The organism is Ensifer sp. BR816, assembly GCF_000378985.1.
Lineage (GTDB): Bacteria > Pseudomonadota > Alphaproteobacteria > Rhizobiales > Rhizobiaceae > Sinorhizobium.
This window is the reverse complement of record NZ_KB905370.1, coordinates 3,223,987-3,250,508: the sequence shown is the minus strand read 5'-3', so window position 1 is coordinate 3,250,508 and position 26,522 is coordinate 3,223,987. Positions and strand designations below refer to the sequence as shown.

Sequence of the window (26,522 nt, the reverse complement as noted above, 5' to 3'; positions counted from 1 at the left end):
ACCTCATTCCGCTGCCTGATTGAATCCGACCGTCGCCATCGGCCGGAACTCATGCTTGTCCTTGCCGGAGACGCGCTCCGACCAGGGATCAACCTGGGCGAATTTCTGGCTGAAGACGAAGCGGTCGTAATAACCCTTGCGCTTTTCGGCATCGTCCATGATCTGCCGGCGGATCTCGTCGAGGCCGATGCGCTTTGCCCACTTGTAGATGCGCTCCAGATAGCGGGCCTGCTCGCGGTACATCTGCGTCAGCGCGACGATATGTTCGAGCGCCTCGTCCTCGGTCTTGACCAGCCCCAGGATCTCGGTGCCCTTGATGTCGAGGCCGGCGGCGCCGGCGAAGTGGATCTCGAAGCCGGAGTCGACGCAGACGACGCCGATGTCCTTGCAGGTCGCTTCCGCACAGTTTCGCGGGCAGCCGGACACGGCCATCTTCAACTTGGCCGGCGTCCAGGAACCCCACATGAATTTCTCAATACGGATGCCGAGGCCGGTCGAATCCTGGGTGCCGAAGCGACACCAGTCGGAGCCGACGCAGGTCTTCACGGTTCGGAGGCCCTTGGCATAGGCCTGGCCCGAGACGAAACCGGCCTTGCCGAGATCGGCCCAGACGGACGGCAGGTCCTCCTTCTCGATGCCGAGCAGGTCGATACGCTGGCCGCCGGTGACCTTGACCAGCGGCACGTTGAACTTGTCGACCACATCGGCGATGGCGCGCAATTCCTGCGAATTCGTGACGCCACCCCACATGCGCGGCACGACCGAATAGGTGCCGTCCTTCTGGATGTTGGCGTGGACGCGCTCGTTGATGAAGCGCGACTGGTAGTCGTCGGCATATTCGTCCGGCCAGTCGCAGACGAGGTAGTAGTTGAGGGCCGGGCGACATTTGGCGCAGCCGCAGGAGGTCTTCCACTCGAGCTCCTGCATGACGGCGGGAATGGTCTTCAGCCCCTTCGCCTTGATCAGGCGGCGCACATCGTCATGGCCGAGCTCGGTGCAGTTGCACATCGGCTGCACGGCGGCCGGATTGTAGCTCTCGCCAAGCGTGAGCGACATCAACTGCTCGACAAGGCCGGTGCAGGAGCCGCACGAGGCGGATGCCTTGGTGTGGGCACGCACCTCGTCGAGCGAGGTTAGGCCCTTGGACGTGATCGTCGTGACGATCTTGCCCTTGCACACGCCGTTGCAGCCGCAGATTTCCGCATCATCCGGCAAGGCTGCAACGGCCGCCGTAGGGTCCAGGGGGGCTCCTCCCTGGTAGGCCTGGCCGAAGATCAGTGTGTCGCGCATTTCGGAGATGTCGGTGCCGCGCTTCAACAGGTCGTTGAACCAGGCGCCGTCTGCGGTGTCGCCGTAGAGAACCGAGCCGATGATGCGGTTCTGCTGGAGTACCAGCCGCTTGTAGATGCCGGCGGTGGCATCGCGCAGCACGATCTCCTCGCGCCCGTCGCCATCGGCGAAGTCCCCGACGGAATAGAGGTTGATGCCGGTGACCTTCAGCTTGGTCGGCGTGTCCGAGTGGACGAAGGCGGCCTTGCGGTCGCCGGCGAGATGGGAGGCGGCAACCCGCGCCATCTCGTAGAGCGGCGCCACGAGGCCGTAAACCATGCCGCCGACTTCGGCGCATTCGCCGAGCGCCATGATGTCGCCGTCGGAGGTCTGCATGCCGGCATCGACGACGATGCCGCGGTTGATAGCGAGCCCGGCGTCCTTGGCAAGGCCGGCATTCGGCCGGATGCCGACCGCCATCACGACCAGCGTCGCTGGGATGATCCGGCCGTCCTCGAGCTCGATGCCCTCGACCTTTTCCTCGCCGACGACGCGTTTGGTGTTTGCCTTGGTGATGACCTTAATGCCGCGCTCTTCGACCGCCTTCTGCAGCAGGTAGCCGGCGGCCGGGTCGAGCTGGCGCTCCATCAGCGTCGGCATGACGTGCAGCACGGTCACGTCCATGCCGCGCTGGGCAAGGCCGGCCGCCGCTTCCAGCCCGAGCAGGCCGCCACCGATGACGATCGCCTTTTCGCGCGACTGGGCCGCGAGCAGCATTGCCTGCACGTCGTCGAGGTCGCGATAGGTGATGACGCCGCGCAGGTCCTTGCCGGGCACGGGAAGGATGAAGGGCACCGAACCGGTGGCGATCACCAGCTTGTCGTAGCTTTCCGTGACGCCGTGATCGGACGTCACGGTCTTGGCGGCGCGGTCGATCGCGACAATCTTGTGGCCCTTGTAAAGGGTGATGCCGTGCTTGATGTACCATCCGTCGCCATGGATGATGATCTCTTCATAGTCCTTCTCGCCGGACAGCACCGGCGAGAGCATGATGCGGTCGTAATTGACGCGCGGCTCGGCGTTGAAGATCGTCACCTGATAGCGCCCTGGCGCCTTTTCGAAGAGCTCTTCGAGCATCCGGCCCGGCGCCATGCCGTTGCCGACGATGACAAGTTTTTCAGGGGTGCGTTCAGCCATTGGGTAATTACTCCGCAGCTTCGACGAAGCGCACGGCTTCGCGACAGTTCAGATAGGTTCGATCGGAGGCAAGCTCGATGCGCCGGCGCAGGCCCGCAAGCGGCACATTGAGGATTTCGCCAATTCGTGCAGACGGTCCTTTGGCCATCATCACGATGCGGTCGGTCATTCGCACGGTCCCTCAAGCTTGTTGGCCGGTCGGAAACCGGCATAAAAAAACGCCGCTCGGCTGCACTCGGAGAACCTGGAGGAATCCCTTTGAGGCAAGACCTTGCGACGTCGGTGTCTTTGGCAGGCGCTATCGGTAGCCTGAACCCGCCTCAATCGCCTTTGATTGAAGCAATTCTAGAAAAGCAAACGTCGTGCCAATTCCTGAAGGCTTTCTTATGTGATTGATATAAAAAGAGAAAAATTGGCTCCCTGTCAATTGCCTAAAAAATGGACGTGGTATCGAGTGATTAATTATTGTGCGACGCGGCAATCGGGAGAATTCACTGCCGCTTAAACGGGCAGCGCTTGGCGCTCAGATGTCGTCGAGCGACGGGTGGGGAAGGCCGGTCGCCTTCACGGGAAAGGCGTCGATATAATCGGCGATATGCTCCGGATCGAACACGTGTCCGTCCATGAAGCGATCGCCAGGCATTGCGCCTTCGCGAGCGATATCGGCCTCGGCGGTCGGGGCGTTGCTTCCGAGGGCCCGGCGGTAGAGATCGGGCCGGTAGGCGGAAACGCTTGCCTCCAGTCCGTCGGCAGACAGGGCCGCCTGACCCCAGCGGACCATCTGGCTGTAGATCCATAGGGCCTGGCTCGGGCGGGGGAAATTGGCAAAACCTGCGTGGAACACGAAATAGTCATCGACGACACGCTGGTTGCCTTCGGGGTCGATGGTGAATTCGCCCGCGAGCACCCGGCGCAGGATATCGACGGGGGCGGCGACATAGCGCTGCTCTGCGAGGACCTCTGCCAGCGCGGAGCGGTTCGCCGCCGCATCGCACCAGCGGGCGGTAGCATCGAGCGCGACCACAAGGCGGGAGACGGTTTCGGTGTTGGCGTCGGCCCAGTCGGGTCGCATGCCGATTACCTTTTCCGGCGCGGAGGGCCAGATGTCCTGCTTGGTCGCGACGATACGGCCGACGCCGCGCTCCGAGGCGACCATGTTCCAGGGGGCGCCGACGCAGAAGCCGTCGATCGCTCCGGCCGCCAGTGCGTCCGAGGTCATCGGCGGCGGCACGACGACGAGCTTGACGTCGCGGTCCGGGTCGATGCCGCCGGCCGCGAGCCAATAGCGGAACTCGTAGTTGTGCGAGGAAAACGGGTAGGTGACGCCGAGCGTGAGCGGCGGGCGGCCGGTGGCCCGGTCGCGCCGGATCACCGCTGCCAGGGCTTGTGCATTCGCCAGGGCGCTGTCGCTCGCGTCGAGTTCGCCCTCCTGCCGCATCTCGCCATAGAGCCGCGTCGACAGCGTGATCGCATTGCCGCCGCGTCCGAGTGAGAACGGCGTGATCGTCGGTGACGGATTGGAGCCGAGGCCGAGCATCGCCGCGACGGGCATGGGCGAGAGCATGTGGGCGATGTCGAACTGGCGGAAGGCAAGCCGGTCGCGCACGTTCGCCCAGGAAACGTCCTTCACCAGATCGAGGGTGATGCCTTCCTTTTGCGCGAAGCCGAATTCGGCGGCGGCGATCAGTACGGCCGCGTCGACGAGCGGGATGAAGCCGGCGCGCACGGTGCGCGAGCCGTCACTGGCGATATGGGCGGGATTGGGCAGGGCGTCGCCGGCGGAGAGTTTCGCGGCCCTCGACTCGTCGATTTCCGTCAATGCGTTCACTCCGGTTTCTCCCGACGGGCGCTGCATCCTCCACTCATCGGATCAGCAATCCGGCAGCGGTCACGACGCTCTGCGCGATTTCCGAGATCTTCTTCTTCTCGTTCATCGCGGTCTGGCGCAGCAGCGTGAAAGCCTCCTCCTCGGAAAGCCCTCGCATTTTCATAAGGATGCCCTTGGCACGTTCGACGAGCTTGCGTTCCTCGAGTGCCGATTTCGCCTCGGCAAGCTCGCGTTGCAGCCGGCTGAAGGCCTTGAAGCGGCTGACCGCCATGTCGAGAATCGGCTTGACGCGCTCCTTTTTCAGCCCGTCGATCACGTAAGCCGAGACGCCCGCCTCGACCGCCGCCTCGATCGAGGCGGTGTCGGAGCGATCGACGAACATGGCGATCGGCCGGCCGACGGTGCGCGTCAGCTGGAAGAGGTGCTCCATCATGTCCCGGTTGGGATTTTCAATGTCGATGACGATAACGTCCGGCTGCAGCGTCTCGATGATGCGGGCGACACCGTGCACTTCGTGAATGACCGTGACATTGCCGTGGCCGGCCTCGCGCAGGTCTTCCTCGATGATCGAGGCGCGAATGGCGTTCTCGTCAATGACTAGAATGGTCAGGTCTCGATGGGACATGCCGCATCATGATGCAGTGCAGCAAGTTTCGCAATATAGCCTGCCTAAAATATTTGCGAACGCGCAGTCTGCACTAATTTAAGGCGAAATCGCCCCGCAAGACACACGTTTCATGAGAAGAATGGGAGGGGAAGCGATGAGGTTCGCAAATTGCTGCGCGTCGGACAGCGAGTCCGGCAGATGGCGTTCACGCCCGGCCGCTTTGGCAATCGACGCGGCGCTGACCCAGCTCGGCATGGCCGAGCGGGCGGATGAGCGGGTTCGCGCCCTCAACGGTGGACATCGGCGGCGCATGGAGATCCCACGGGCGCTGATCCACGGCCCGGAAGTCCTGCTGCTCGATGAGCCGACGGTCGGATTGGACGCCGCCTCGCGGCAGGCGATCACCGATTACGTGCATCTTTTGGCCGAAACCGGGCTTGCGGTGCTGTGGGCTACGCATCTGGTCGACGACATCCGGCCGGACGACCAGATCGTCGTGCTGCATCGCGGAAAGGTCCTCAGGAATGGCACTGCCCCGGACCTCGCCGGCGGGGAGGGGCTTGCCAAGGCATTTCTCACGATGACGGCCGAGGACCGGGAGGTGCTGGCATGAGGGCATGGTTGACTGCGCTTTCCGCCATTGTCACCCGCGAGAACCTGCGCTTCGTTCGCCAGCGGGGGCGGTTTCTGGCAGCACTCGTTCGCCCCCTCGTCTGGCTCGTCGTCTTTGCCGCCGGCTTCCGGGCCGCGCTCGGCTTGTCGATCATCCCGCCCTACCAGACCTATATCACTTACGAACTCTATATCCTTCCGGGGCTCTGCGGGATGATCCAGTTGTTCAACGGCATGCAATCGTCCTTGTCGCTGGTCTACGACCAGGAAATGGGATCGATGCGGCTCCTCTTGACCTCGCCGCTGCCGCGATGGTGGCTGCTGTTCTCAAAGCTTTTGGCCGGCGTAATCGTATCCATTCTGCAGGTGGCCGTGTTCCTGGGGATTGCGGCGCTCACCGGCATTACCGTGCCGGCGGTCGGCTATATCGCGGTGCTGCCGGCATTGCTGCTCAGCGGATTGATGCTCGGCGCCCTCGGGCTGTTGATTTCGTCGACCGTCCGGCAACTCGAGAATTTCGCCGACGTCATGAACTTCGTCATCTTTCCGATGTTCTTCCTCTCCTCGGCGCTTATGGAAGATGGCGGAAAGCTCGCCGCTCTTGCGCGACATCTGTGCCGTGAATCCGTTCACCCATGCGGTCGAACTGATACGCTTTGCGCTTTACGGCGAGCTTCATCCAACGGCGCTCGCCGGGGTCTGCACCAGCTTCGTGCTGTTCATGCTGGCTGCGCTGTGGGGCTATGATCCGGCCCGCGCCATGCTGCGTTCAAGGGGCTAGCCGGGCACCAGGCACCGCAGTTCGACGTTTAGTCTAGCGCGATCGGTGGCACTCCCCATATCGTCGGATGCCCAAAATCATCGGGTGTCCGCGATCGGCATCTGGCGAACTGGCACGCCGCCGCATGGAACCAAGGCGGCAAGTCGATGATTATCGACCTTGGACAGGGAGCACGCGCGCCGCAAAGCGTCGCCGATCCCGGCTTTCCCTCGTAGCATCCGCGGGATAGTTTCTTCGGGCTGGGCATGGAGGTGGAGATGGGAGCGGATAGACTTGCCGGTGTCGCAAAACGAGCCCTCGTGGTCGGCGTCTTGCAGCTTGGCGCTATTGGTCTCGCACTCGCCGACACGACGATCCTGAACGTGTCCTATGACTCGACGCGCAAACTCTACAAGGAATTCAACGCCGCCTTCGCCGAAAAATGGCAGGCGGACACGGGCGAGACCGTGACGATCCACACCTCGCATGGCGGCTCGGGCAAGCAGGCCCGATTGGTGATCGACGGGCTGGAGGCCGATGTGGTCACGCTGGCGCTCGAGGCCGATATCGACGCAATCGCCAAGGCTACCGGCAAGATCCCGGCCGACTGGAAGTCCCGCCTGGAGAACAACAGCTCTCCTCATATGTCGACGATCGTCTTCCTGGTCCGCAAGGGCAACCCGAAAGGCATCAAGGATTGGGGCGACCTGACCAAGGACGGCATCCAGGTCGTCACGCCGAACCCGAAGACCTCGGGCGGCGCCCGCTGGAACTTCCTCGCCGCCTGGGCCTGGGCCCGCGCCGCCAATGGCGGTGACGATGCCAAGGCGCAGCAATATGTGGCGCGGCTCTTCGAGCATGTTCTCGTTCTCGATACCGGTGCCTGGGGAGCGATGACGACCTTCGTCCAGCGCGGCCTCGGCGACGTGCTGCTCGCCTGGGAGAACGAAGCCTATCTCGCGCTGGAAGAAATCGGCCCCGACAATTTCGAGATCGTCACGCCGTCGATTTCGATCAAGGCGGAACCGCCGGTGGCGCTCGTCGACGGCAATGTCGACGCGAAGGGTACGCGCAATGTGGCCGAAGCCTATCTCGCCTATCTCTACAGCGACGCCGGGCAGAAGATCGCCGCCAAGCACTACTACCGGCCGTTCAAGCCGGAGCTTGCCGACCCGAAGGACGTCGCCCGCTTCGCCGAACTCAAGCTGGTCACGATTGACGAATTCGGCGGTTGGAAGGAAGCTCAGCCGAAATTCTTCGCCGATGGCGGGATTTTCGACCAGATCTATATGCCAGGACGATAGGATTCCCTCGGCCGCGGAGCGTAGAACTTCGCTGGCCGCAGGCATCGAAAAGGACCAGACATCGATGGAAGTCCGTGTCCAGAACCTACGCAAGGAATTCGGCAGGTTTCCGGCGCTCGTCGACGTGAACCTCAATATCCGCTCTGGCGAACTGATCGCACTGCTCGGCCCCTCCGGCTCGGGCAAGACGACGCTGCTCCGGCTCATTGCCGGGCTTGAAAGCCCGACCGAAGGCATGGTCTTCTTCGATGCCGAGGACGCCTCGAAGAAATCAGTGCAGGAACGAAACATCGGCTTCGTCTTCCAGCACTACGCCCTTTTCCGGCATATGACCGTGCTCGACAATGTCTCCTTTGGTTTGAGGGTTCGGCCCGGCAACAAGCGGCCGCCGGCAGACGAGATCCGCCGCCGGGCGCTCGACCTCATCGAACTGGTGCAACTCGCGGGGCTCGAAAGCCGCTATCCGGCCCAACTTTCAGGCGGCCAGCGCCAGCGCGTGGCGCTTGCCCGCGCCATGGCAGTCAAGCCCAACGTTTTGCTCCTCGACGAGCCCTTCGGCGCACTCGACGCGCAGGTGCGCAAGGAACTCCGTCGGTGGCTGCGCGAGATCCACGATCGGACCGGGCACACCACGGTTTTCGTTACCCACGACCAGGAGGAGGCGCTCGAGCTTGCCGATCGGGTCGTCGTGATGAACATGGGTGCGATCGAGCAGGTCGGCACGCCGGACGAGATCTACGATCATCCGGTCTCGCCCTTCGTCTACGGGTTCATCGGCCAATCCAACTGCCTGAACGTCACCATTTCGCGCGGCGAGATCTGGTTCGAAGATCGGCCGGTCGGCCTTAGTGCCGCAAACCAACCGGATGGACCGGCAGCCCTCTACTTCCGACCGCAAGACGTCGAGCTCATCGATGGTTCCAGTGGCTGTCTCGCCGGCCGCGTCACGGCAAGCCGCCGTGTCGCAGGCACGCGGCACCTGGAATTGGATCTCGGCAAGCCACAGCCTTCGATCGAGATCGAGTTGCCGCCCGAGCGTGCCTCCTCGACAGACCACACCCGCATTGCGTTCCGACCCACCAAGTGGAAGCTGTTTCGCGAGGAATAGCAGGGCGCGGTTCACAAGAACCAATCCTCCGGCCCGGAAAGACGAAGGGCAGATATAGTTCTTAGCCTCGAACTCGGTGCAATACGCGTTCGAGGGCGCCTGCCAACGCTCGGCTTCCACCATTGCGGTCAAAATCCTCGAAGACCTGCTCGTTCAAGCCGCCAGGCGTCGAAAACTCGCGCCTTAGGGTATCGAGGGGCGTCGCCTCGGCCTTGACCGCCGTTTGCGCCAGACTTGCGAAGAGCGGCGCCAGGTAGGCACGCGCTTTCTCCCTCGCGAGGCCCTTCTCGACCAGCCAGTCGGTCGATCGGTCGAGGATGCCGAAATAGGTTCCCATCAGGGCGCTTGCGGCGGCGAGCAGGTCGTATTCCTCCTTCGTCTCGCATTCGACGGTGCTGCCGAGGGCGGCGAAGATGGCGGCGATCTCTGGGTGCGGCGGGTAGAGTGCGGTCACGCCTTCGCGCCCGGCGACGAAGGGCAGGGGGATTGCCTGGGTGAGGTCCACGTCCTCCTTGATCCAGTTGAGGAGCTTCGCACGATCGGTCGCCGCGATGACGCTGACGACCCTCTGGCCGCTGCGGAATGCGAGGCCGCCGATCACCTCTTTTGCGATCTGAGGCCGGACGGCGAGAAACAGGACGTCTGACGCATCGACGACGTCCTGATTGTCCTTGGCGATCCGCACTGGTGGGAACCGGCGCGCGAGCCGGGTCGCGATTTCAGCATTCCGCGGTGAGACGACGATGTCCGTGACATCGAGGCTCGAGCCGACGATGCCGGTCACCATCGCCTCTGTGATCGTCCCTGTGCCGACAAAACCGATACGCATTATTCCGCTGCCTTCCGTCGTCCGAGCGAGACGTCCGTCGTGTAGTTCTCGCGCATGAAATTGATGAAGTTCTGCTGGAACTGGCGCGTATGGGCGTGGGCCAGTTCGTCGGCAAGATCGACATTCTTCGCCCGGATCGCTTCGAGCATCTGGTTGTGCTCGTCGGTCAGAAGATAGCCTTCGTGGGTCCGCTCCAGATATTCGAAGTGGAGATGCAGCATGCGCTGGCCCTGGTTGAGCAGCCGTTCGTAGAAGGATGCCAGATAGGGATTCCGGCCGGCATGGGCGATCGCCATGTGGAACTGCTTGTTCGCCTCCGACATCTCGAGGTGATTGCCGGTCTTGACCGCCGCTTCGAATTCCTTCTGCCGCCTGGCGATGGTCTTGAGGTCCATCTCGGTCCGCAGTTCCGCGGCGAGCCGGGTGTTCATGCGCTGCGCGATGTCGAGCGCCTCGACATATTTCGGAAAGGTCGCGACTTCGATCGGCGCGACGATCGTGCTGCGGTTCGCAAGCGTGACGACCAGATCCTCGCCGGCGAGCCGGATCAGGGCCTCGCGCACCGGCGAGCGGGACATGTCGAACCGTTCGGCCAGCGTGTTCTCGTCAAGAAGCTGACCGGGAGCGAGCGTCAGCGCCAGGATCTCGTTTCGGAGCGTCTCATAGACATTTTTCCAGCCTGACCCCTTGGCGCGCTTGGTTTCAGTTTCGTCAGACACTTACGTCCCTTTCCGTCATTTGGACGCATAAGGCCAGAAGAGCCCCGTCGAGACAATGTAAATTCTCCGCTTGACAATGTCGACACGTTGCCGACATAAATATCGTGTCGACACGTAGACGACACAAGAAGAGCAAGATCGGCGATAGCCGACGGGTGGAACCGCGCACCGCGCACATCAAACAGAGGAAATTGAAGATGCTTTCGAAGATGCTTGCGTCCGCAATGCGGGCGATGCCTGCGCTTGCCCTGATCGCTGGACTTTCAACCACCGCCGCATCCGCCCAGACCGCCGAAGGTTATTGGCAGGGTGTGCAGAAGGCGGGCGTCCTTCGTTGCGGCGCGGCTGTTGCTCCGCCCTATGTCATGCGCGATCCGGCGAGCGGCGAATATTCCGGCTTCTTCGCCGATCTCTGCCGCGAATTCGCCGAGACGCTGAAGGTCAAGCCGGAATTCGTCGACACCACCTGGGACAATATCGTCGCCGGCCTGCAGGCGGGGAAATGGGACCTTTCGCTGGCGCTGAACAGGACGCCGGCGCGTGCCATGGCCGTGCAGTTCTCCGTTCCCGCCATGGAGTACCAGATCTCGCTCGCCTACAACAAGGAGAACCCGAAGATCCCGGCCGGAGCAGCCTCGGTTGCCGATATCGACAAGGCCGACGTGACGCTGGCAGTCATGTCGGGCACCGCCCAGGACAAGGCGATCACCGCCGCGGTCAAGAACGCGACGATCCTGCGGCTGCCGGGTAACGATGAAACGCGCCTCGCCGTCGTGTCACGCCGTGCCGACATCCTCGTCGATGCCTCGGACACCAACCAGCTCTTCACCCAGTCGAACCCCGATTGGGCGGTCGCCCTGAACCCGACGCCGGCGCTGGCGAAGCAGGGCGTCGCCTTCGGCCTGCCGCATCAGCTGTCCGCTGCCGACGTCGAGGTTGTGAACATCTTCCTCGAGGAAAAGGTCGCGACCGGTCACGTAGACGAGCTGATCCGCAAGGCCGTCGATGAGGTGCTGAAGAGCGCCCAGTAACGAAACTGGGAAGGGGCCGGGCGCGGCCATGCGCCAGCCCGGCCACTCTCATCCCTTCTTTTGACCAGCGAGGTCGGCGATGACCATGTCCTTCAGTGCTCCCCTTGTCAAAATCCAGTCCCTCCACAAGAGTTACGGCCCGCATATCCAGGTGCTCAAGGGCCTCGACATCGAGATGAAGCCCGGCGAACGGGTCGTCGTCATCGGCCCGAGCGGCGGCGGCAAGAGCACGCTGCTGCGCGTCATGATGGGGCTAGAGAAGATCGACAGCGGCTCGATCAGCTTTGGCGGCAAGCCCTATATCTCCTCCGAGGGCGCCGACAGGAAAACTGAGATCGACACCGAGGTGCGGCGCTCGATCGGCATGGTGTTCCAGCACTACACGCTGTTCCCGCATCTCTCCGTCATTCAGAATCTGATCCTCGCGCCCTGCAAGGTCCGGGGTGAAGCCAAGGCGAGCGCCACCAAGCGCGCCCAGGCGCTGCTGGAGCGCTTCGGCCTCGGCGCCAAGGCCAATGCCTATCCGGCGCAGCTCTCCGGCGGCCAGAAGCAGCGGGTCGCAATCGCCCGCGCCCTGATGCTCGATCCGAAGCTGATGCTGTTCGACGAGGTGACCTCGGCGCTCGATCCCGAACTCGTCGCCGAAGTCGAGCAGGTCATCCTGCAGCTTGCCGCCCAGGACATGCCGATGATGATCGTCACCCACGATATGTGGTTTGCGAAGAACATCGCCTCCCGCGTCATCTTCTGCGCCGGCGGTGTGGTCGTCGAGGACGGCCCGCCGGAACAGGTGCTCGGTTCGCCCAAGGAAGAGCGCACCCGCGACTTCATCGACCGCGTCTTCCATATCCGGCACTAGGAGGGCGAGATGGGTTACTCCTTCGACTTCCAGTCCGTCTCTTTCGGGCCGCTCTGGGAAGGGCTGATCGTCACGCTTGAGCTGACGGTCGCCGCCAATATCATCGGCGTCGTGCTCGGCTTTCCGCTGGCGCTCCTCATCATGAGCCGCTTCGCGCCGGTGCGGCTGCCGGCGATGCTCTTCGTCGAATTCTTCCGCTGCACCCCGGCGATCGTCCAGATCGTCTGGTTCTTCTACTGCGTGCCGATGCTGTTCAACGTCTTCCTCGGCTCGATGACGATGGGCATCCTGGCGCTCGGCCTCAACCTGATGGCCTTCAATGCCGAGGCCTATCGCGCCGCGATCCAGGCGGTTCCGCGCGAGCAGCTCGATGCCGGCATCGCGCTCGGTCTCAACCCGCTGCAGCGTACCCTCTATATCGTCCTGCCGACCGCCGTGCGGGCGTCGATCCCGGTCCTGCTCACCAACGGCATCGGCATCTTCCAGCAGACCGCGCTGGTCGCGATCGTCGCCGTCCAGGACCTCATGTACCAGGCGAAGACGCTGGCGACGGAGACGTACAGGCCGATCGAGACCTTCACCATCGTCGCTCTGGTCTACTTCGCCGTCTCGTTCCCCGTCTCGCAGATTGTCGGCTATCTCGAACGCCGCCGCCAGCTGATGATGAGCTGAGGAGAACACCCATGGCCCTCGACTTTTCCATCATCCTTCGTTTCCAGGAAGCGCTGCTTGTCGGCCTCTGGATGACCATCAAGCTGACGCTGATCTGCATCGTTCTCGGCTGCAGTCTCGGCTTCTTCATCGGCCTCGCCCGCACATCGCGCAGCACCATTCTGCGCGCCGTCTCCAGCGTCTACGTTGAGTTCTTCCGCGGCACGCCGGTGCTCGTCCAGCTCTTCTGGATCTTCTTCTGCCTGCCGCTGATCCTCGGCGTCGAGCTCTCCAACCTCACCTCAGGCGTGATCGCGCTCACCCTCTACATGGGCGCGATCACCAGCGAGACCTTTCGGGCATCGCTGAAATCGATCGGTCCGGAACAGTTCGACGCCTGCGTCGCACTCGGCCTGCCGCGCCGCGTCCAGGTGACCAACGTCGTCCTGCCGCAGGCGGTGCTGCGCGCCATCCCGACGCTGCTTTCGAACTGCGTCAGCCTGTTCAAGGAAAGCGCGCTCGTTTCCGCCGTCGGCATGGCCGATCTGATGTTCGTTGGCCAGAACATTTCCAACAATACGGCGCGGCCGATCGAGGTACTGACGGTCGTCGCTCTCATCTACTTCGTCATCGCCTTCCCGCTTACCCGTGCCGTCACGCTCGTCGAGCGGCGCGTGCTCGCCAAGCTGGCGATCTGAACCGAACTCTTTCGAAAGGAGACATCCGATGAAACTGTCTGGCGTCATGCCCGCCCTCGTCACCCCGTTCGACGCGAACAACAGGGTCGATTTCAAGGCCTTTGAAAAGCTGCTGGCCCATCTGCGCGAGGCCGGTGTTACCGGCTGGGTTCCCAACGGCTCGACCGGCGAGTATTTCAGCCAGTCCACGGAAGAGCGCCGCGACGTGCTGCAATTCGTCAAGGACTTCGCCAAGCCGGGCGAAATCCTGATCGCCGGCACCAATGCCCCCGCCACCCGCGAAGTCATCGAGCAGACGGCGATCGCCAAGGAGATCGGTTATGACACTGTGCTGCTCGCCCCGCCCTTCTACACCCGGCCGACGCAAGCCGAACTGATCCGGCACTATGAGACAGTGCTTGATGCCGTGGATGTGAACCTGGTGCTTTATTCCTATCCGGCCAAGGATGGTTCGGACATCAGCTTCGAGCTGATGGACCATATCGCCGACAATCCGCGCGTCATAGGCATCAAGGAAAGCTCGGGCGTGCTGCAGCGCGCGGTCGACATCGCCAGCCGCTACGAGGGGCGCATCCAGCTGGTGTCCGGCTCCGACGACATCGCCCTCGATTTCATGTTCTGGGGTGCCGATTCCTGGATCTGCGGGCCGTCGAACTGCATGGCCAAGGCCTGCTGCGACCTGGACCGCACCTTCCGTTCGGGCGATCTCGACAAGGCGCGGGCGCAGATGAAGACGCTCTACCGGGCGATGAACATCCTCGAAAGCGGCAAGTTCGTGCAGAAGATCAAATATGGCTGCGAGCTTCAGGGCCTGCCCGTCGGCAATTGCCGTGCGCCGCTCGGGCCGCTGACCGACGATGAAAAGGCCGAGTTCCGCGCCGCCATGGAGCCGATCCTGAACTGGTAATTGCCAGTCGAAGCGCCGCTTCCCGGCCGTTCGACAATCAGGGAGGCGGCGCCTCGACAATTTTTCCGCGGCTTTGGAGCTAGAGAGATGCGCTTCAGCAAGGTCCTTTCGGTGGTCGACTGCCATGCAGAAGGCGAAAGCGGCAAGGTGATTGTCGGCGGCGTCGGCCAGGTTCCCGGCGAGACCATGTTCGACAAGCGGGTTCATCTCGAAACCCACATGGACGACATACGCAAGATGGTGCTGTTCGAACCGCGCGGCGCCGTATGGCACAATGCCAATATCGTGCTCCCCTCCAGTCACCCCGAAGCCGACATGGGCTATGTGATCCTGGAGACGACCGAGTATCCGGCGATGTCGGGTTCGAACACGATGTGCGTGGCGACGGTGCTGCTCGAGACCGGGATCCTGCCGATGCAGGAGCCGGTCACTCAATTGACGCTCGAGTCTCCAGCAGGCCTGATCAGGGTGCGCTGCGAATGCAGGGACGGCAAGGTGACGAGCGTCCGGCTCGTGAACCAGCCAGCCTTCTGCTACCATGTCGACGCCAAGATCGAAGTCGCAGGCCTCGGGACCGTTCGGGTCGACATCGTCTATGGCGGCATGACCTACACCATGGTCGACGCCGCCGACCTCGGCATCTCGATCGATCCCTCGGAAGCCCGCGAGCTCTGCGAAATCGGCCAGAAGCTCAAATTCGCGGCCGCCGAGCAGCTCACCGTCGAGCATCCCGAGAACCCGGGCATACCGGGGATCACCAACACCGAGTTCATGGGACCGCTTCGCCGGGAGAATGGCCGGCTTATCGCGAGGAACTGCGTCGTCGTCTCGCCGGGGCGCTGCGACCGCTCGCCCTGCGGCACCGGCTCGTCGGCGCGGCTGGCGCTGTTGCATAAGAAAGGGCTTATCCAACCCGGCGAAACGCTCATTCACGAGTCGATCACCGGCAGCCGCTTCACCTGCACAATCGACGGACTGACGAAAGTCGGGACGTACGACGCGGTGATACCGGCGATTGCCGGTCAGGCCTGGATCACCGGTCTCTACCAGATGGGCATGGACCCGACCGATCCCTATCCGGAGGGCTTCACGGTGGCCGACACCTGGATGACCACGGTTTGAATGCAGCACCACTTCGAGAAAGGAAAATGATGAGCAATAACGAGGGTCCAGTCGTTGTCGTCGGCGCCGGCATTATCGGCACCACCATCGCCTACGAGTTGCAACGCCGCGGGAAGGGCGCCGTGCTCGTCGAGCGGGATCCGGACGGCAAGGGCGCCTCCTACGGCAACATGGCATCGATCGCCGTCACCGAATTCATGCCGGCCTCGCGGCCGTCGGTCTGGGCGCAAATGCCGAAATGGCTGGTCGATCCTGAAGGGCCGGTGCGTATCCGCCCCTCCTATCTGCCGAAGCTCACGCCGTGGTTCCTCCGGTTTCTCGAAGCAAGCCGCCCGTCGCGGGTGAAAGAGCTGGAGGCGGCAGGCGCCGTGCTTTGCCGTCGTGTCTACGAAGATCTGATGCCGCTGCTGCAGGCGGCGGAACTGACGGACATGCTGACCGAGGAGGGCTGCCTGAGCCTCTATGCGGACGAGGCCGAGTTCAGGGCTGACCGCGAGCATATCGCGGGTCTCGAGCGCTTCGGCTTCCGCCACGAAGTCCTCGGCGGCAACGCCATCCGCGATCTCGAACCCGCTTTGACGACGGAGATTGCCAAGGCGGTGCTGTTTCCCGACAACCGCTCGATCCGCGACCCCTACAAGCTGCTCCTGAAACTGCGCGAAAAGTTTCTCGCTCTCGGAGGCAGGATCGAGCAGGGCGAGGTCGCGGGTTTCGATCATGGGGATCGCGTCAAAGCTGTCCGCCTGAAAGATGGCCGTTCGGTTGCTGCCTCTCGAGTCGTGCTCGCAGCCGGCGCCTATACCGGCAAGCTGGCGCGGCTTCTCGGCGAACCGGTCCCGCTCGAGACCGAGCGTGGTTACCACACCCAGATCATGGCGCCGGGCATTTCGATGCGCCACTCGATCATCTGGCCGGCGCGCGCCTTCATGGTGACGCCGACGGCCGGCGGCATTCGCGTCGGCGGCACGGTTGAGATGGCCGGTCTCGAGGCGGCGCCTGACTACCGGCGGGCGAAAGTGCTGGTCAAGCGGGCGCGGGAGGCGCTGCCGGATCTGCGGGCCGAGAAGGCGACGGAGTGGATGGGGCACCGGCCGGCGCTTCCCGATACGGTGCCGATCATCGGCCCTTCCGCGAAACACCGCGGCATCTTCTACGCCACCGGCCATGGGCATCTGGGCCTTACCTATGCGGCGACGACCGGACGGCTGATCGCCGATCTCGTGACGGGCGCTGAGCCGCCGGTCGATCTCAAACCATACCGCGTCGACCGGTTCTGACGGCGAGCGCGGGAAACAATGGAGCGAACAATGCGCAGCGAACTCTATATCGATGGAAAATGGACGCCGGCCGCGAACGGCAGGACGTTCGACGTCGTCAATCCGGCGACGGAAGAAGTGGTTCACCAGATCGCGGCCGCAACGGCGGAAGACGTCGATCTCGCGGTGAAGGCGGCACGCCGCGCCTTCGACAAGGACGGCTGGCCGAAGCTTTCGGGCGCACAGAGAGCAAAATACCTGCGCGCCATTGCCGAGGGCATCCGCGCCCGGCAGGCGGAGATCGCCCGTCTCGAGGTCATCGACAACGGCAAGCCGTTTCCCGAAGCCGATTGGGATGTCGCCGACGCGGCCGGCTGCTTCGACTTCTATGCGGGGCTTGCCGAACAGCTCGACAACAATCCGGAAGAGCCGATCGCGCTTGCCGACGCCCGCTTCACCTCCAAGGCGATCAAGGAGCCGATCGGTGTCGCCGGCGCGATCATTCCCTGGAATTATCCGCTGCTGATGGCGGCCTGGAAGGTCGCGCCGGCGCTTGCCGCCGGCTGCACGGTCGTGCTGAAGCCGGCCGAGGTCACCTCGCTGACGGCGCTCGAACTTGCCGCGATCGCCGATGAAGCGGGCCTGCCGCCGGGCGTTCTCAACATCGTCACCGGCTCCGGCTCGGTCGCCGGCCAAGCTATCATCGATCACAGGGGTGTCGACAAGCTGGCCTTTACCGGCTCAGGCCCGGTCGGTTCGAAAATCATGGCGGCGGCGGCCCGCGACATCAAGCGCGTCAGCCTCGAGCTCGGCGGCAAGTCGCCCTTCGTGGTCTTCGACGACGCCGATATCGACGAGGCGGTCGAATGGATCATGTTCGGCATCTTCTGGAACCAGGGCCAGGTCTGCTCGGCGACGTCGCGCGTCCTCGTCCAGGAGCGAATCTACGACCGGCTGCTGTCGCGGCTCGTCGCGGAGACGCAGAAGATCAGGATCGGCGATGGTCTCGAAGACGGCGTGCTGCTCGGGCCGCTCGTCTCCAAGCGCCAGCATGAGCAGGTCGTCGCGGCGATCGAGGCGGCGAAGGCCGCCGGTGCGACGGTTTCCTGCGGCGGCAAGCGGCCGGAAGGTTTCGACAAGGGCTACTATCTCGAACCGACGGTGCTCACCGACGTGCCGCTGGAGAGCGACGCCTGGCGCGAGGAGATTTTTGGGCCGGTCGTCTGCATCAAGCCGTTCGCGACCGAAGAGGAAGCGATCGAGCTTGCCAATGATTCCCGCTTCGGTCTCGCCGCGGCGGTGATGTCGAAGGATGACGTCCGCGCCGAGCGCGTCGCGAGCGCCTTCCGCGCCGGCATCGTCTGGATCAACTGCTCGCAGCCGACCTTCACCGAGGCGCCCTGGGGGGGCTACAAGGAGTCGGGCATCGGCCGCGAACTCGGCCGCTGGGGTCTCGAAAACTACCTTGAGACGAAGCAGATCACCCGCCTTGCCGCCGGCGAGAAGTGGGCCTGGTACATCAAATGATGAACTGGGATCGTTCGCTTGATTTGCTCGAGGTCCATTGCCAGGGCGAGATCGGCAAGGTGATTGTCGGCGGCGCGCCGGAAATTCCCGGCGCGACCCTGCTCGACAAGATGAACCACATCAACCGGGTCGACGACAGCCTCCGCCGCTTCGTCACCTTCGAGCCGCGCGCCAGCGTCGCCATGTCGGTCAATCTGCTCGTCGCGCCGACGCGGCCGGATGCCGATGCCGGCTTCATCGTGCTGCAGGCGGACCGTGCCCATCCGATGTCCGGCAGCAACTGCATCTGCGTCGTCACCGCCCTGCTTGAAAGCGGTCGCGTCGCGATGCAGGAGCCCGAAACGATCGTGCGTCTCGATACGCCCGCCGGGCTGATCGTCGCCCGCGCCAGCTGCCGGGAAGGCCGCTGCCTGTCGGTCAGCCTCGACAATGTGCCCAGTTTCGCCGAGGCGCTGGACCGGGAGATCGAGACGCCGCGCTGGGCTCGCATCAAGGTCGATATCGCCTTCGGCGGTGTCTACTACGCGATCGTCGACGTCGATCAGGTCGGAAGCGAGATCGCGCCGGCCAATGCGCGCTATCTGGCCGAAGCGGGGATCGAGCTGAAGTCGCTGATCTCCGAGCAGGTGGCGGTGAGGCATCCGACGCTCACCGGCGTCGACGAGATCGCCTATGTGATGTTCCGCGGGTGCGAGCCGGACGGAGCGGTGCGCACCTGCACGACGCTGAAACCCGGCCGGGTCGATCGCTCCCCCTGCGGGACCGGCAGTTCGGCAAATCTCGCGACGCTTTACGCACGCGGCGAGGTCGCGGTGGGCGATCGGCGGACGTCGCGCTCGATCATCGGCGGCGAATTCGTGGCGGAGGCGATCGGTGTCACCGAAGTCGGCGGACGTCCCGCCGTGCTGCCGCGGATCAGCGGGCGCGGCTGGATCTACGGTCGCGAACAGCTCCGCGTCTTCGACGAGGATCCGTTCAGGAGCGGCTTTGCGCTCTCCGACAGCTGGGGTTCGCAGGTCGATCAGCTCGGTTGAGGAGGCTACAATGTCCATCGAGTCCCTGTCGGGCCAGACCGTTCTCGTCACCGGAGCTTCCGGCGGCATCGGCGCTGCCATCGTCGAGCGCCTGGCGGAAGAGGGCGCCCGTCCGATCATCCACTACGGCCGCGACCGGGCGGGAGCGGAAGCGCTGCTGGCGCGTATTTCCGGCGAGGGGTTCCTTGTTCAGGCCGACCTTTCGGCGGCCGAGGGGGCCTTCGACCTCTGGCGCCGGGCGGAAGAGGCGGCGGGGCGCATCCATGCGCTCGTCAACAATGCCGGCATCCGCACCGAGATTGCGATCGACGCCGACCCCGAGGTGTGGCGGCAAGCGTGGCAGAAGGAGTTTCAGGTGAACGTCTTCGCGGCTGCCGATCTCTGCAAGCAGGCGCTTACGCATTTCAGGGCGCAGGGCGGCGGGCGGATCGTCAACATGGCGAGCCGCGCCGGCCAGCGCGGCTATGCGGCCGATGCGATGCCCTATGGGGCGACCAAGGCGGCGCTCGTCAATCTCACCAAGTCGATCGCGCGCAGCTTCGGCGCCGACGGCGTCGTGGCGCTGGTGATCGCGCCCGGCTGGGTGCGGACCGAGATGGCCGAGGATTTCATCGCGAAATTCGGCAAGCAGGCCGCCGTCGCCGACATACCGATCGGCGAGATGGCTGAGACCTCCGAAATCGCCGAACTCGTCGCCTTCGCGCTCAGGCCGTCGCAGCGTTCGTTGAACGGCGCGACGCTCGACGTCAATGGCGGCAGTTACATTCGATAACAGTGAGGTGAGGCACATGAAGAGGTTCGAAGACAAAGTTGCCATCGTAACGGGCGGAGGCGGCGGCATCGGTTCTGCCATAGCACGGCGGCTGGCGGATGAGGGAGCGCTGGTGGTCGTCTCCGACGTCAACGCCGACGCGGCCGACGCCGTCGCGGCCGAGATCGTCGCGGCGGGCGGTTCCGCGATCGCCATTGCCGCCGACATATCCCGGAAGGAGCCCTGTTTCGGCCTGATCGAGGAGGCATTCGCGAAAAAGGGTCGCATCGACATTCTCGTCAACAACGCAGGTATCAACCGGCGCGGCAACCTCCTGTCCTTGACCGACGAGGACTGGCACACGAGCTTTGCGGTCAATCTCGATTCGATGTTCCACCTTTGCCGCGCTGCCATCCCGCACATGGTCGAGGCGGGCGGCGGCGCGATCGTCAACACGGCGTCGCAATGGGGCCTCTACCCGGCACCGAACCATATCGCCTACAACACCACCAAGGCGGCAGTTGCGGCCTTCACCCAGAATCTCGCCCGCGACTATGCTCCGCACAAGATCCGCGTGAACGCGGTCTGCCCAGGCGAAATCCACACGCCGATGCTCGAGGCAGGTGTGAGGCGATCCGGTCGCACGATCGCCGATCTTGACAAGCTCGTACCGTTCGGGCGCATAGGCAAGCCGGAGGAGGTTGCTGCACTTGTAGCCTTCCTGGCGTCGGACGAGGCCGCATTCATGTGCGGATCGCTGGTCGAGATCACCGGCGCCCAGGCTGTGGCCTGACACCATCTGCCGAACGGCCGGCATGCGGCCGTCTGGCTCCGTCGAAGCTCCTCGCTGCCGGCCTGGCCTTCAGCTCTTCCAGTTTGCCCTATCGTCTTGGGCCGCCGTAGCGCGACCCGTCCGCACGCTTCTTCGTGTCCGAAGGGTTTTCTCCATAGGCCGCTCTGTAGGCCGCTGAAAATCGCCCGAAATGGAAGAACCCCCATTTCAGGCAGATTTCGTTCACAGCCTGATTGTTCCCGGGATCAAGCAGGTCCTGTCGCGCTGCCTGCAGGCGAAGCGTCATCAGGTAAGCGGCCGGCGATGTGTCCCTGAAGGCGCGAAAGCCGGTTTGCAGCGCTCGAACGGACACGCCAGCCGCTTCGGCTACCATCGGTATCGTGATCGGCTGGTTGATATTGGCCTGCATGAATTCGATCGCACGACGGACATGCCGTGGGGCGATCAGGCAAGGCTTCCTGTCAAGCAAATGCGATAAACGGTGGGGAACCAGGCGCACGACCAGATCGGCCAGCGCCTGCGTAAGATTCGCCATCGCCATCGGAGAGCGCAGCAACGGGCCGTCGTCGCGCATGCCGTGCATCATCGTCGCCGCCAGATTGCCGATGGTCTGGCCCGCCGGGGTGGTCAGGTCCAACTCCGGCAACAGATCCAGAGAGCCGTTGAGCGGCTTCTCGAAGATCTGGCCGACAGTCTGCAGAATGACGGACCAATTGATCAGCAATTCATCGATCAAATTTGCCTGGCCATGCATAAGCACGCTGTTTGGCTCGAAATTGTTGTAGAGCAGCAGCTTTCCCGGTCCGGCCTCGGCGGTGCGGCCTCCATATGTCACGCCCATTCCGCCATTGCGTGGTATGACAAGCGACAAATACTCCGCCGTGGTGCTGGTCGGCTCGATGTTGAACTGGAACTCGTCCTGATGATAACCGCTGAGCAAGACGGCGTTGCCGCTGGCAGCGAGATCGATCCCCCAATGAAAATCCCGCGCTCGCCCGACCGGCTCGGCGCTGAATGCCCCGAAAGCGCCCCCGAGCGTTTCGATCATGTTGTCGAAGGACGACCCACGAAACCGAAATGAGAAGTGCGGAGTGTTGTCTTCTGGCATGCCCTATCCCGACCGTCGCTTGAATTCTGCTTTCGCCTGCGCTCCGGCCGGTATAGCAACAAAAGGCCGGCTCTGCCGCATCGCCTCTTATGGCCGCGCTGGCTGGTCCGCAGCTTATCAGCAAAGCAGGATATACGCTCGGCTGGCATTGCCAGCGGACCTCCGGAATCCGCGCGCGAGTTTGCGCCACTGATACCACGCCGGTGGCCTGGCCTCGCTCCGGGTGCCTGGCATTCGTTCTCGAGGACGCCCGGTCCCTGCTATTTCGGCTGCCGGTCGGATGGCCTATTGTTGCAAGTCCGTATCGTCAGACCGCCGCGTGCGCAAAGCTGGATTTGCGATGTCATCGACCGAGTTCCATCTTGTTACCAATTGGACGATTGACGCCTCGGTCGAGGATGTCTGGCGGGTGCTGAACACGCCCGAAAGCTGGCCGGACTGGTGGCCCTCGGTAAAGCAGGTGACGCTTCTGCGCCAGGGCGACGAGACCGGCATCGGCGCCGTCCGCCGGATGACATGGTCCACTGCATTGCCTTATGAGCTGGCCTTCGACATGGAAACGACCCGGATAGAACCGCTGTCCGTCATTGAGGGGAGGGCTTCGGGCGAGCTAGAGGGTCTCGGTCGATGGACGCTGCGACCCGACGGTGCGAAGTGCAATGTCCGCTATGACTGGATCGTCAAGGTCACCAAGCCGTGGATGGTCAGGCTTGCTTTCATCCTGAAGCCAGTTTTCAGCTGGAACCATGCAGTGGTCATGGAACGTGGCCGGCGAGGTCTTGTGGCTCGGCTAGCCGCGGCTACCTAAGAAGTGTCGCATCGAGGGTTGCCCTGCAAAGCCGCTGCGGCTGACGGCGGCGATTCCTATGATTTCTTGATGTTATCGTGCTCTGCCTCATATGGAATTCCTAGCTGGTCCTTAATAAAATTGGAGAAGTCGGGTTTGAGATGAGACGCCCGACCGGCAGATTGTGAGAAGGATCATGCAACGCCCGGTGCTCGAGGACCCGCTCACACGGGTTGACCCGCAAGAGGGCGTATATGGGCAGGAGTTTGGAACCATGGTCGATGCCAAACTGAATCTGCGACGGGACTTCCTTCCGATGGCGAATGCCGATCCGCTTTCAAGCTCGGCGCCATCGGATTCCCCCGCTGTCGTGGGCTATCTTGCTTCACTTGCGATGACCGTCCTCGCCACGATCGTGGCGGTCGGCGTCGACAACTCGGTGAAGATCCCGAACCTTTCCCTCGTCTTCGTCGTGCCGGTGGTCATCGCCGCCGTGGGCTTCGGCCTGGGGCCGTCGCTTTGCGCGGCCCTGCTTGGTGCTCTCTCCTACAATTTCTTCCTGACCGAGCCCCGCTACTCGCTGCTCGTCGATGACCCGGCAAACATCTGGGCGATAGCGTTGCTCTTTGTCGTCGGACTTGTCGTCAGCTACGTTGCCTTCACCTCCGAGCGCAGAGCGACCGATGCGGCGCTTTTGAGAAGGCAGGCGACTGCGCTGCAAAAGTTTAGCCGTGATGTTGTCGCGGCCACCGATGTCGAGGCGATCGTCTCGATCGCCACCCAAGCGCTTGCAGCGCTCTTCAAAGTTCCTGTCGTCGTCATGCTCGTCGACAGGGACGAGGTGGTTTCCGTCGGCAGAGCCGGCGGTATGGAGCCCCAGGAGCAGGAATACGAGGCGGCGCGATCGTCGTTGGAAACGGGAGCGATTGCGCGAGCCGGAGTCTATCCGGCTGACGCCTCGCGCTTTGACTTCTGGCCTGTGAAAACCACCGGACATGGCGCTGTTATTGGTCTTGCATTCGACCCCGACGATCGGCCTTCGGCACCCGATACCCTCGTCGATATCGTCGGCAGTATTTTGGCATTGGCGCTTGACCGTCAGCATTTCCCAGTAGACCACGGTGCTCGGTCCGTGCGCTGAGCCGACAGCGACGCTGGCCCCGGTCGACGCGCACTCCCGGTTCAGCGTAGGCGACACGGCCGCGCTGAGCCCTGCGTTCTTCTCCTTCCAAATCGAAATCCCTCGCCGCGGGGCGTATTCCGATCGCGACGTTCGTCGCTATTCGCCGGGCTCAGCTTCGATAGCGCCCGCTACGGCCGCAGCACCTCGGCCCAGCCGAATTCCTATAGGAATCCTATTTCTTTCCCGTGGTGCCTCTCTCGAACCTTTATGCGGTTCGGAGCCATATTCCTGCCAAGATTCATCCACGCGCCGCATCGCCTCGACGCTTGCGGCCGGGACGTGCACGCCATTGCGATCACCTGGCCCGGCGCTGCCACCGGGTGACGCGTCGTCAGTAGCAACAACGCACAGGAATTGCCGACATGGACATTGTCGTTCTCGCCATAGGCATCGTGTTCTTCGCCTTATCGTTTGCCTACGTCCGGGCGTGCAGCAACCTCTAGCGCATCGGCCCGAAAATCGGACCCGATTTTCGGAAAGCTCGATGCGTAGATTCGAAAACTTACAGCGTCCTTTGTGCGTCCTAAAGGACGCACGGCGCTGTAGCAGCGGAGCGGAAAGATGCTCGTCGAATACACTCTCGGTGGCGCAGTGACCCTGTTCCTCCTCGTCTACCTGACCTACGCCCTCATTCGCCCGGAGCGGTTCTGATCGCCAAGGCATAATGCTCGGAAAGCCATACTCATGACTATCAACGGATGGATACAGATCCTTGTCTTCTGCGGGATCGTCACCTTGCTGGTGAAGCCGCTCGGCGGCTACATGACGCGCGTCTTCAACGGCGAGCGCACGCTTCTTTCCTGGATCTTCGGTCCGGTCGAGCGCGGCCTCTATGCCGTCGCCGGAACAAGCGAGCGGGAGGAACAGCACTGGACGACCTATGCGGCCGCCCTTCTGTTCTTCAATCTGGCCGGGTTCCTGCTGCTCTATGTTCTCCAGCGTCTTCAAGGGGCGCTGCCGTTCAATCCGGCCGGCATGGCCGCCGTCCCGCCCGAGCTCGCCTTCAACACCGCCGTCAGCTTCATGACCAACACGAACTGGCAGAACTACGGCGGCGAGAGCACGATGTCCTATCTCGTGCAGATGGCCGGTCTTACCGTGCAGAATTTCGTCTCGGCGGCGACCGGCATCGCCATTGCCGTGGCCCTGATCCGCGGTTTTGCCCGGGCATCGGTCAAGTCGATCGGCAACTTCTGGGTCGACCTGACCAGGGCCACGCTTTACGTTCTGCTGCCGCTCTGCGTGTTGCTGACCCTCGTCTATGTCTATCTCGGCATGCCCCAGACCCTCGGCGCCTATGTCGAGGCCACGACGCTCGAAGGTGCGCAGCAGACGATCGCCCTCGGTCCGGTCGCCTCGCAGATCGCCATCAAGATGCTCGGTACCAATGGCGGCGGCTTCTTCAACGCCAATGCCGCCCATCCCTTCGAGAACCCCGACGCGATCTCGAACTTCATCCAGATGGTGTCGATCTTCGCGATCGGAGCGGCACTCACCAACGTCTTCGGCCGCATGGTCGGTAATCAGCGCCAGGGCTGGGCGATATTCGCGACGATGGGCGCCCTGTTCCTCGTCGGCGTCGTCGTCTGCTACTGGGCCGAGGCCGCCGGCAATCCGCTCGTCCACGCGCTTGGCCTCGAAGGCGGCAACATGGAAGGCAAGGAAGTCCGATTCGGCATTTCCCTGTCGGCGCTCTTCGCCGTGATCACGACGGCGGCCTCCTGCGGCGCCGTCAACGCCATGCATGACAGCTTCACGGCGCTCGGCGGTCTCATCCCGCTGATCAATATGGAGCTCGGCGAGATCATCGTCGGCGGCGTCGGCGCGGGCTTCTACGGCATCCTTCTGTTCGTCGTCCTGGCGATCTTCGTGGCAGGCCTGATGGTCGGTCGTACGCCGGAATACCTCGGCAAGAAGATCGAGGCGAAGGAGGTCAAGATGGCGGTTCTTGCCATCCTGTGCCTGCCGCTCGCAATGCTGGTCCTGACCGCGATCGCGGTCGTGCTCCCGGACGCCGTGGCGTCGATCGCCAATCCCGGCCCGCACGGCTTCTCGGAAATCCTCTACGCCTACACGTCGGCGGCGGCCAATAACGGCTCGGCCTTCGGCGGCCTGACGGGCAATACGACCTGGTACAACCTCACGCTCGGCATCGCCATGCTGATGGGCCGCTTCCTCGTCATCATCCCGGCCCTGGCGATCGCCGGTTCGCTCGTCGCCAAGAAGACCGTCCCGGCTTCGGCAGGCACGTTTCCGACCGACGGCGCGCTCTTCGTCGGCTTGCTCGGCGGCCTCATCCTGATCGTCGGCGGCCTGACGTTCTTCCCGGCGCTCGCGGTCGGCCCGATCGTCGAGCATCTCGCCATGCTCCTCGGCCAAACCTTCTAAGGGTGACGTCATGGCTCAACTCGTCCGTCAATCACGCAAGCCGATCTACCCGCGCGCCGCAAATCCGGCGCGGGGAGAAGCGCCGCCGCCGCGGGTCTCGACCATTCTCTGCCTGGTCCTGGCCGGGATGACGCTGCTCGTCGTCATCGGCAAGGCGTTCACCTATCTGCTCGCCGCGAGCTGATCGCGGGCGT

General features: G+C 63.4%; 24 protein-coding genes and 3 pseudogenes. 20 read left to right on the top strand and 7 right to left on the bottom strand.

Annotation, left to right across the window (positions count from 1 at the left end):
* Positions 1-3: 3 nt before the first annotated feature.
* The 4 genes and pseudogenes from nirB to RHIBR816_RS0115495 all read right to left on the bottom strand — a co-directional run bounded on the left by nirB (position 4) and on the right by RHIBR816_RS0115495 (position 4,919).
* The gene (gene nirB, locus RHIBR816_RS0115510) at positions 4-2,466 is read right to left on the bottom strand and encodes a nitrite reductase large subunit NirB (protein WP_018237482.1); all 2,463 of its coding nucleotides are present in this window, start codon (positions 2,464-2,466) and stop codon (positions 4-6) included.
* A 7-nt stretch (positions 2,467-2,473) separates the two neighbouring features.
* Positions 2,474-2,641, bottom strand: a pseudogene (locus RHIBR816_RS0115505) (ABC transporter ATP-binding protein); the annotation flags it as partial.
* A 348-nt stretch (positions 2,642-2,989) separates the two neighbouring features.
* Positions 2,990-4,294, bottom strand: coding sequence for a CmpA/NrtA family ABC transporter substrate-binding protein (locus RHIBR816_RS0115500; protein ID WP_052522690.1), 1,305 nt, complete (start codon positions 4,292-4,294; stop codon positions 2,990-2,992).
* Positions 4,295-4,328: 34 nt separating this feature from the next.
* The gene (locus RHIBR816_RS0115495) at positions 4,329-4,919 is read right to left on the bottom strand and encodes an ANTAR domain-containing response regulator (protein WP_018237479.1); all 591 of its coding nucleotides are present in this window, start codon (positions 4,917-4,919) and stop codon (positions 4,329-4,331) included.
* A 190-nt stretch (positions 4,920-5,109) separates the two neighbouring features.
* Here RHIBR816_RS0115495 and RHIBR816_RS34210 point away from each other — a divergent pair.
* From RHIBR816_RS34210 to RHIBR816_RS0115475, 4 genes and pseudogenes are all read left to right on the top strand, one after another.
* Positions 5,110-5,514: pseudogene (locus RHIBR816_RS34210) on the top strand (ATP-binding cassette domain-containing protein); the annotation flags it as partial.
* Positions 5,511-6,294, top strand: a pseudogene (locus RHIBR816_RS34205) (ABC transporter permease). The pseudogenes RHIBR816_RS34210 and RHIBR816_RS34205, both read left to right, overlap by 4 nt.
* A gap of 257 nt (positions 6,295-6,551) precedes the next feature.
* Positions 6,552-7,577: a sulfate ABC transporter substrate-binding protein gene (locus RHIBR816_RS0115480; RefSeq protein ID WP_018237477.1), complete on the top strand. Its 1,026-nt coding sequence runs from the start codon at positions 6,552-6,554 to the stop codon at positions 7,575-7,577.
* A 64-nt stretch (positions 7,578-7,641) separates the two neighbouring features.
* On the top strand, positions 7,642-8,685 hold the full coding sequence (locus tag RHIBR816_RS0115475) for a sulfate/molybdate ABC transporter ATP-binding protein (protein ID WP_018237476.1): 1,044 nt from the start codon (positions 7,642-7,644) through the stop codon (positions 8,683-8,685).
* A 61-nt stretch (positions 8,686-8,746) separates the two neighbouring features.
* On the opposite strand, the gene RHIBR816_RS0115470 is transcribed toward RHIBR816_RS0115475, so the two are convergent.
* Both RHIBR816_RS0115470 and RHIBR816_RS0115465 read right to left on the bottom strand, forming a co-directional pair.
* Complete coding sequence (locus RHIBR816_RS0115470; RefSeq protein WP_018237475.1) at positions 8,747-9,514, bottom strand: pyrroline-5-carboxylate reductase; 768 nt, start codon at positions 9,512-9,514, stop codon at positions 8,747-8,749.
* Entirely contained in the window at positions 9,514-10,233 is a 720-nt protein-coding gene (locus RHIBR816_RS0115465) for a GntR family transcriptional regulator (protein ID WP_018237474.1), read from the bottom strand. Before RHIBR816_RS0115465 ends, RHIBR816_RS0115470 begins: the two co-directional genes overlap by 1 nt.
* Positions 10,234-10,430: 197 nt before the next feature.
* Between RHIBR816_RS0115465 and RHIBR816_RS0115460 the strand changes: the two genes are divergently transcribed.
* The 11 genes from RHIBR816_RS0115460 (at position 10,431) to RHIBR816_RS0115410 (ending at position 20,862) form a co-directional block, all read left to right on the top strand.
* Positions 10,431-11,264: an ABC transporter substrate-binding protein gene (locus RHIBR816_RS0115460; protein WP_018237473.1), complete on the top strand. Its 834-nt coding sequence runs from the start codon at positions 10,431-10,433 to the stop codon at positions 11,262-11,264.
* 79 nt (positions 11,265-11,343) lie between these two features.
* Entirely contained in the window at positions 11,344-12,123 is a 780-nt protein-coding gene (locus RHIBR816_RS0115455; protein WP_034815348.1) for an amino acid ABC transporter ATP-binding protein, read from the top strand.
* A gap of 9 nt (positions 12,124-12,132) precedes the next feature.
* Positions 12,133-12,795 (top strand): amino acid ABC transporter permease, encoded by a 663-nt coding sequence (locus RHIBR816_RS0115450; protein ID WP_018237471.1) that lies wholly within the window; start codon positions 12,133-12,135, stop codon positions 12,793-12,795.
* Positions 12,796-12,806: 11 nt separating this feature from the next.
* Complete coding sequence (locus tag RHIBR816_RS0115445) at positions 12,807-13,472, top strand: amino acid ABC transporter permease (protein WP_018237470.1); 666 nt, start codon at positions 12,807-12,809, stop codon at positions 13,470-13,472.
* Between the two features lie 28 nt (positions 13,473-13,500).
* Positions 13,501-14,379 (top strand): dihydrodipicolinate synthase family protein, encoded by an 879-nt coding sequence (locus RHIBR816_RS0115440; RefSeq protein ID WP_018237469.1) that lies wholly within the window; start codon positions 13,501-13,503, stop codon positions 14,377-14,379.
* A gap of 87 nt (positions 14,380-14,466) precedes the next feature.
* A complete protein-coding gene (locus tag RHIBR816_RS0115435; protein WP_018237468.1) occupies positions 14,467-15,501 on the top strand; it encodes a proline racemase family protein in 1,035 nt (344 codons plus the stop codon).
* A gap of 29 nt (positions 15,502-15,530) precedes the next feature.
* Positions 15,531-16,778, top strand: a complete 1,248-nt coding sequence (locus RHIBR816_RS0115430; protein ID WP_018237467.1) for an FAD-binding oxidoreductase — start codon at positions 15,531-15,533, stop codon at positions 16,776-16,778.
* A gap of 30 nt (positions 16,779-16,808) precedes the next feature.
* Positions 16,809-18,284 (top strand): aldehyde dehydrogenase family protein, encoded by a 1,476-nt coding sequence (locus RHIBR816_RS0115425; RefSeq protein WP_018237466.1) that lies wholly within the window; start codon positions 16,809-16,811, stop codon positions 18,282-18,284.
* Positions 18,284-19,318, top strand: coding sequence for a proline racemase family protein (locus RHIBR816_RS0115420; RefSeq protein WP_026187032.1), 1,035 nt, complete (start codon positions 18,284-18,286; stop codon positions 19,316-19,318). Before RHIBR816_RS0115425 ends, RHIBR816_RS0115420 begins: the two co-directional genes overlap by 1 nt.
* Before the next feature lie 10 nt (positions 19,319-19,328).
* The gene (locus RHIBR816_RS0115415; protein WP_018237464.1) at positions 19,329-20,090 is read left to right on the top strand and encodes an SDR family NAD(P)-dependent oxidoreductase; all 762 of its coding nucleotides are present in this window, start codon (positions 19,329-19,331) and stop codon (positions 20,088-20,090) included.
* A 16-nt stretch (positions 20,091-20,106) separates the two neighbouring features.
* Positions 20,107-20,862, top strand: a complete 756-nt coding sequence (locus RHIBR816_RS0115410; RefSeq protein WP_018237463.1) for an SDR family NAD(P)-dependent oxidoreductase — start codon at positions 20,107-20,109, stop codon at positions 20,860-20,862.
* An 88-nt stretch (positions 20,863-20,950) separates the two neighbouring features.
* Here the strand turns inward: RHIBR816_RS0115410 and RHIBR816_RS0115405 are convergent, their stop codons facing one another.
* Positions 20,951-21,970: an AraC family transcriptional regulator gene (locus RHIBR816_RS0115405; RefSeq protein ID WP_018237462.1), complete on the bottom strand. Its 1,020-nt coding sequence runs from the start codon at positions 21,968-21,970 to the stop codon at positions 20,951-20,953.
* Positions 21,971-22,310: 340 nt separating this feature from the next.
* Here RHIBR816_RS0115405 and RHIBR816_RS0115400 point away from each other — a divergent pair, with 340 nt between their 5' ends.
* From RHIBR816_RS0115400 to RHIBR816_RS37965, 5 genes are all read left to right on the top strand, one after another.
* Positions 22,311-22,778, top strand: a complete 468-nt coding sequence (locus RHIBR816_RS0115400; RefSeq protein ID WP_018237461.1) for an SRPBCC family protein — start codon at positions 22,311-22,313, stop codon at positions 22,776-22,778.
* Positions 22,779-23,031: 253 nt separating this feature from the next.
* The gene (locus tag RHIBR816_RS0115395) at positions 23,032-23,898 is read left to right on the top strand and encodes a DUF4118 domain-containing protein (RefSeq protein WP_157628191.1); all 867 of its coding nucleotides are present in this window, start codon (positions 23,032-23,034) and stop codon (positions 23,896-23,898) included.
* 603 nt (positions 23,899-24,501) lie between these two features.
* Entirely contained in the window at positions 24,502-24,591 is a 90-nt protein-coding gene (locus RHIBR816_RS34200; protein WP_018237459.1) for a K(+)-transporting ATPase subunit F, read from the top strand.
* A gap of 33 nt (positions 24,592-24,624) precedes the next feature.
* A complete protein-coding gene (gene kdpA, locus RHIBR816_RS0115385; protein ID WP_018237458.1) occupies positions 24,625-26,328 on the top strand; it encodes a potassium-transporting ATPase subunit KdpA in 1,704 nt (567 codons plus the stop codon).
* Positions 26,329-26,338: 10 nt separating this feature from the next.
* Positions 26,339-26,512 (top strand): hypothetical protein, encoded by a 174-nt coding sequence (locus RHIBR816_RS37965; protein WP_018237457.1) that lies wholly within the window; start codon positions 26,339-26,341, stop codon positions 26,510-26,512.
* Positions 26,513-26,522: the final 10 nt, after the last annotated feature.